This window comes from Micromonospora sp. M51 (genome assembly GCF_018070305.1).
In the GTDB taxonomy this organism is placed as follows: domain Bacteria; phylum Actinomycetota; class Actinomycetes; order Mycobacteriales; family Micromonosporaceae; genus Micromonospora; species Micromonospora parva.
In genome coordinates, this window is the sequence record NZ_JAGPXZ010000508.1 from 1 (window position 1) to 4,589 (window position 4,589).

A 4,589-nucleotide genomic window follows, 5' to 3' on the forward strand; every position below is an offset into this window, starting at 1 on the left:
GTACCCCGCCACGATGCCTCGTCGAAGGCGAAACCCAGCGCCTGGTCGGACCGGGGCGAGCCGTCCACCCCGACCAGGACCGGCCCGTCGGCGCGGGCCTCACCCTTGACGACGAGCACCGGGCAGTCGGCGTGGGCGGAGACCTGCACCGCGACCGAACCCATCAGCAGTCCGCCGAAGCCGCCCAGGCCCCGGCTTCCGAGCACCAGCAGCGCCGCGTCCCGGGCCTCGGCCAGAAGCACCGGCGTGGCCGCGCCGTCGACCACCGCGCCGGTGACGGCGACGTCCGGCGGGCCCATGCCGGCCGCGGGCCCCGCCTCGGCGCCCACCGGCGCGGGGTGGTGGCGAAGCCCGGCGTGCGGGGGAGCGCCCGGCGCCGGCGCGAGCGACACGTCGTAGAGCGGCCAGATGAACGCGTGCACCACCCGCAGCGGGCGGCCTCGCGTCCCGGCTTCCCGGGCGGCGGCCCGCACCGCCTCCAGCGCGGATGTCGAACCGTCCACGGCCACCACCACGGGGGCACCGGATCTGCTGGTCATCACGTCCTCCTTCGTTTCGTCCTTCTTCATCCTCGTCGCGCGCCGGCCCGACGATCAGGGGCGGACGGTAAGGGGGCGGGGGCCGTTGGTCCCGTCATCGCCCCGGTCGGCGTCGGTGGCCGACGATCGGGTCAGCCGCAGCACCAGCCCCGGCAGTACGCTGACCGCCGCGCAGGCCAGCAGCACGCTCGGTGCCAGCGCTTCGGTGCCGAGCAGGTCCCGCAGCGGAGCGAGCAGCACCCCACCGACCTGCAGCAGCGCCGACACCGCGACCGCGACGAGCAGGCCGGGGTTCCCGCTTCGGGTGCCCGCCGGCCGGGGTGCCCGGACGGCCAGCGCCACACCGAGTTGGGCGAGCCCGAGCACCACGAAGACCACCGACTGCCAGGGCAGCTCCCGCTGGGCGGCGAACACCCCGGCGCCGAGCACGACGGCGGCGATCAGCGCGCCGGTGAGCAGGACGTCGCGACCGAGCCCGGCGCCGAGCACCGATTCCTGCGGTGAGCGTGGTGCTCGGCGTAGCGTCCCGGGTTCGGCCGGCTCCGCGCCGAGTGCCACCCCGGGGACCCCGTGGGTCAGCAGGTTGATCCAGAGGATCTGGGCGGGCAGCAGCGGTACGGGCAGACCGAACAGCGGACCGATCAGCATCACCAGGATCTCCGCCACCCCACCGGAGAGGGCGTACCGCAGGAACCTGCGGATGTTGTCGTAGATGCGCCGGCCCTCGCCGATCGCGTTGGCCACTGTGCTCAGTTCGTCGTCGACGAGCACCAGGTCGGCCGCCTGCCGGGCGACCTCGGTGCCGCCTCCCATGGCCACCCCGATGTCGGCGCGGCGCAGCGCTGGCGCGTCGTTGACCCCGTCGCCGGTCATCGCCACCACCTCGCCGCGGGCCTGCAGACCGGCGATGATGTCGAGCTTCTGCTCCGGCTGGGTCCGGGCGAAGATCCGGGTGTCCGGGTGCGCCGCCTGGTCGTCGTCGCCGTTGGCGAGGGGGTCGCCGGCGCGCCAGAGGCCGAGACGACCACCGATCGCGGTGGCCGTGGCCGGGTGGTCTCCGGTGATCAGCAGCAGCCGTACCCCGGCGGTGTCGAAGCTGTCCGCGACCCGCGCGGCGCCCTCGCGCAGCGGGTCGCCCACGGCGACCAGTCCCACCGGCCGCAACCCGGTGGGGGAGGCGGGGTCGGGCACGGTCTCCACCAGTGCGGCGGCGACGGCGAGCACCCGCAACCCTTCGGTGGCCAACCGGTGGGCGGTGCTGGTCAGTTCGGCGATCTCCTCGTCGGTGGCGTCGAGCAGCGGTGCGCCGAGGACACTCTCCGGGGCGCCCTTGCAGACCACCAGGTAGCGCTGGTCGCAGGAGCGGTGCACGGTGACCATCCGGCGTTGCGCCTGGTCGAAGGGGTGCTCGGCGACCCGGGGCCACGCCGTGCGGGTGGCCTGCGGGTCGAGGCCACAGCGGGCGGCGAAGGCGACGAGCGCCGCTTCGAGCGGGTCACCCACCGCGCCCCACTCGGGTCGCTCGTCGTCCGGCGGCGACAGCGCGGCGTCGTTGCAGAGCAGCCCGGCCCGCGCGAGGTGGCGCAGCCTGTCCGGTACGGCCACCGCCTGCCCGTCCCGGTGCACGGTGCCGGTCGGGGCGTACCCGCTGCCGGTGACCCCGTACCGGGCGCCGTCGCCGGTGACCGCCTGCTGCACCGCCATCCGCCCCTCGGTGAGGGTGCCGGTCTTGTCGGAGGCGATCACCGTGACCGAGCCGAGAGTCTCGACCGCGTGCAGTTGACGGGGGATGGCGTGTGCGGCAGCCATCCGACGTGCGCCCAGGGCCAGGGCCAGCGTCACCACCGCCGGGAGCGACTCGGGCACCGCGGCGACCACCAGGCTCACCGCTGTGATCGCCATGTCGACAACGGGCCGGCCGCCGACCACCCCGATGGCGAAGACCAACCCGGACACTGCCACCGCGACCAGGCCGAGCACCCGACCCAGGGCGGAGAGTCGGCGTTGCAGCGGAGTGCCGGTCGGCCGGGTGCCCGCGACCAGGGCGCTGATCCGACCGAGGGCGCTCGCCGCTCCCGTGCGCAGCACGGTGCCGGTCGCCCGGCCGATGGTGACGACCGTCCCGGCCAGCGCCTCCTCACCGGCGACACGTCCGACCGTCACCGACTCGCCGGTCAGTGCGGACTCGTCCAGGTGCAGCCGGCTCGCCTCGATCAGGGACAGGTCGGCCGGGACGACGTCGCCCGCCTCGACCCGGACCAGATCACCGCGCACGATGTCGGCGGCGGGCACCACCAGTTCCCGGCCGTCGCGGACCACCCGTGCGGTGGGCGCGGCGAGTTGGTCCAGCGCGGCGATGGCGCGGTCGGCGCGTACCTCCTGCACCACGCCGATCACGGTGTTCACCAGGACGACCAGGAAGATCACCGCGGTGTCCGGGTAGTCGCCGAGCGCCGCGGTGACGGCCGCCGCGGCGAGCAGCAACGCCACCAACGGGTCGGTGAGCTGGTGCAGGACCCGTGCGGTCACCGGCTGGCGCGGTGGCGCAGCGACGGTGTTGGGGCCGGTGGCGCGCAGACGGGCGGCTGCCTCGGCCGCGTCGAGCCCCACCGACACGTCCCGGTCAACGGGGTCCACCAGGATCCCGTCCCGTCCGCCGATCGTCGTCACCAGTGACCTCCCCGTCGCTCGCGGCGGGCCACGGGCCGCCGTCGGGTCCCACCATGGCGCTGCCCGACCACCCCCGGGCAGAGGCGTTTGCACCTGTGGCGCCCGGGACCAAAGACCCGTCCGCGACACCCTCCCTTGTGTGGAAGTACGTATGTACGTAGTATCGACGTATGAGCACCGTGGAAGAGCGACTCTCCGCGCTGGAGGCACAGGTCGCCGCCCTGACCGAGCACGTGACGTCGGCCCCCGCGCCGTCCGACGCGCCGCCCACGCCGGAGGGCACGTTCTGGGCCCTCGACGGCCTCAAGCAGCGCCTGCCGGCCGACGGCACCGGCGCCGTGCTCTACACCGGCACGGTTCGCGTCGCGGACCAGCACTACGACGGGCAGTACGGGCGCACCGTCGACGACCGGCTCGCCGCCGACAGGACGGAACTGGCCGGCGCCCTCTCCGCGCAGGCGCACACGGTGCGGCTGCGGCTGCTACGGGAGGTCCTCGGTGGACGGCAGGGCACCGGCGAGCTGGCCGAGATCGAGGACCTGGGCACCACCGGTCAGCTGCACCACCACCTGCGCCAGCTCACCGCAGCCGGTTGGCTGCGCAGCGTCGGCCGGGGCCGCTACGCCGTGCCCGCCGAACGCGTGGTGCCACTGCTGGCCATCCTCGCCGCCGCCGCCGGCCGCTGACGCCGGCCCGGTCGCCGCACCGATCGTCGCGCCACCGACCCGCACAGCCCGCTCGACCGAAGGACCCCCATGCGGAGAACAGTCGTCATCGCCCTCGTCGTCGCGCTCGCCGCCAGCCTCGTCGGGGCGGCGCTGATGCCCCGCGTTCCCCGCCTCGGCGCGCAGGTCACCGGTGACGACGACCTCGCCCGCCTCGCCCGGATGGCAGTGCCCGACCCGAAGGGGCACCGCGGGCTCGCCGTCGCCCTGGTCGAGAACGGCCGGATCCGCACCGCCGGCCTGGGCGACCGGGACGCCGACGGCCAACCCGTCGAGGCCGGCACCGCGTGCGAGAGCGGCGCGGTCACCAAGGTCCTCACCGGCATGCTCCTGGCCGACCAGGCCGCCGCCGGCGTCGTCCACCCCGACGACCGGCTCGGCGCCACCTGGCCCGCCCTCACCGGACCCGCCCGCGCCGTGACGCTCGCCGAGCTGGCCAGCCACCGCGCCGGCCTGCCCCGGCTCGCCCCCGGCTCCGTGCTGGGCTGGGCGCGCATCCTCTGGTCCAACGTCTCCGGCGGCAACCCCTACGCCGGGCAGGACATCGACACCATCCGGAACGCCGCCGACCGGGTCAGCCCCGACGCCGACGAGCGCGGCGAGGTCCACTACTCCAACCTCGGGCCGTCCCTGCTCGGCCACGCCCTCGCCGCGC

At 75.2% G+C, this 4,589-nt stretch carries 4 protein-coding genes; 2 read left to right on the forward strand and 2 right to left on the reverse strand.

Annotated features, from left to right (window positions below):
• Positions 1 to 539, reverse strand: a 539-nt coding sequence (locus tag KBX53_RS23225; protein ID WP_210861624.1) for a universal stress protein, incomplete at its 3' end; no start/stop codon positions are given.
• Between the two features lie 54 nt (positions 540 to 593).
• Positions 594 to 3,209, reverse strand: coding sequence for a cation-transporting P-type ATPase (locus KBX53_RS23230; RefSeq protein ID WP_309140836.1), 2,616 nt, complete (start codon positions 3,207 to 3,209; stop codon positions 594 to 596).
• Between the two features lie 170 nt (positions 3,210 to 3,379).
• Here KBX53_RS23230 and KBX53_RS23235 point away from each other — a divergent pair, with 170 nt between their 5' ends.
• Both KBX53_RS23235 and KBX53_RS23240 read left to right on the forward strand, forming a co-directional pair.
• A complete protein-coding gene (locus KBX53_RS23235) occupies positions 3,380 to 3,895 on the forward strand; it encodes a helix-turn-helix transcriptional regulator (RefSeq protein WP_247676086.1) in 516 nt (171 codons plus the stop codon).
• A 69-nt stretch (positions 3,896 to 3,964) separates the two neighbouring features.
• Positions 3,965 to 4,589 (forward strand): serine hydrolase domain-containing protein (locus tag KBX53_RS23240; protein ID WP_210861626.1); only part of this gene is annotated, 625 nt, incomplete at its 3' end.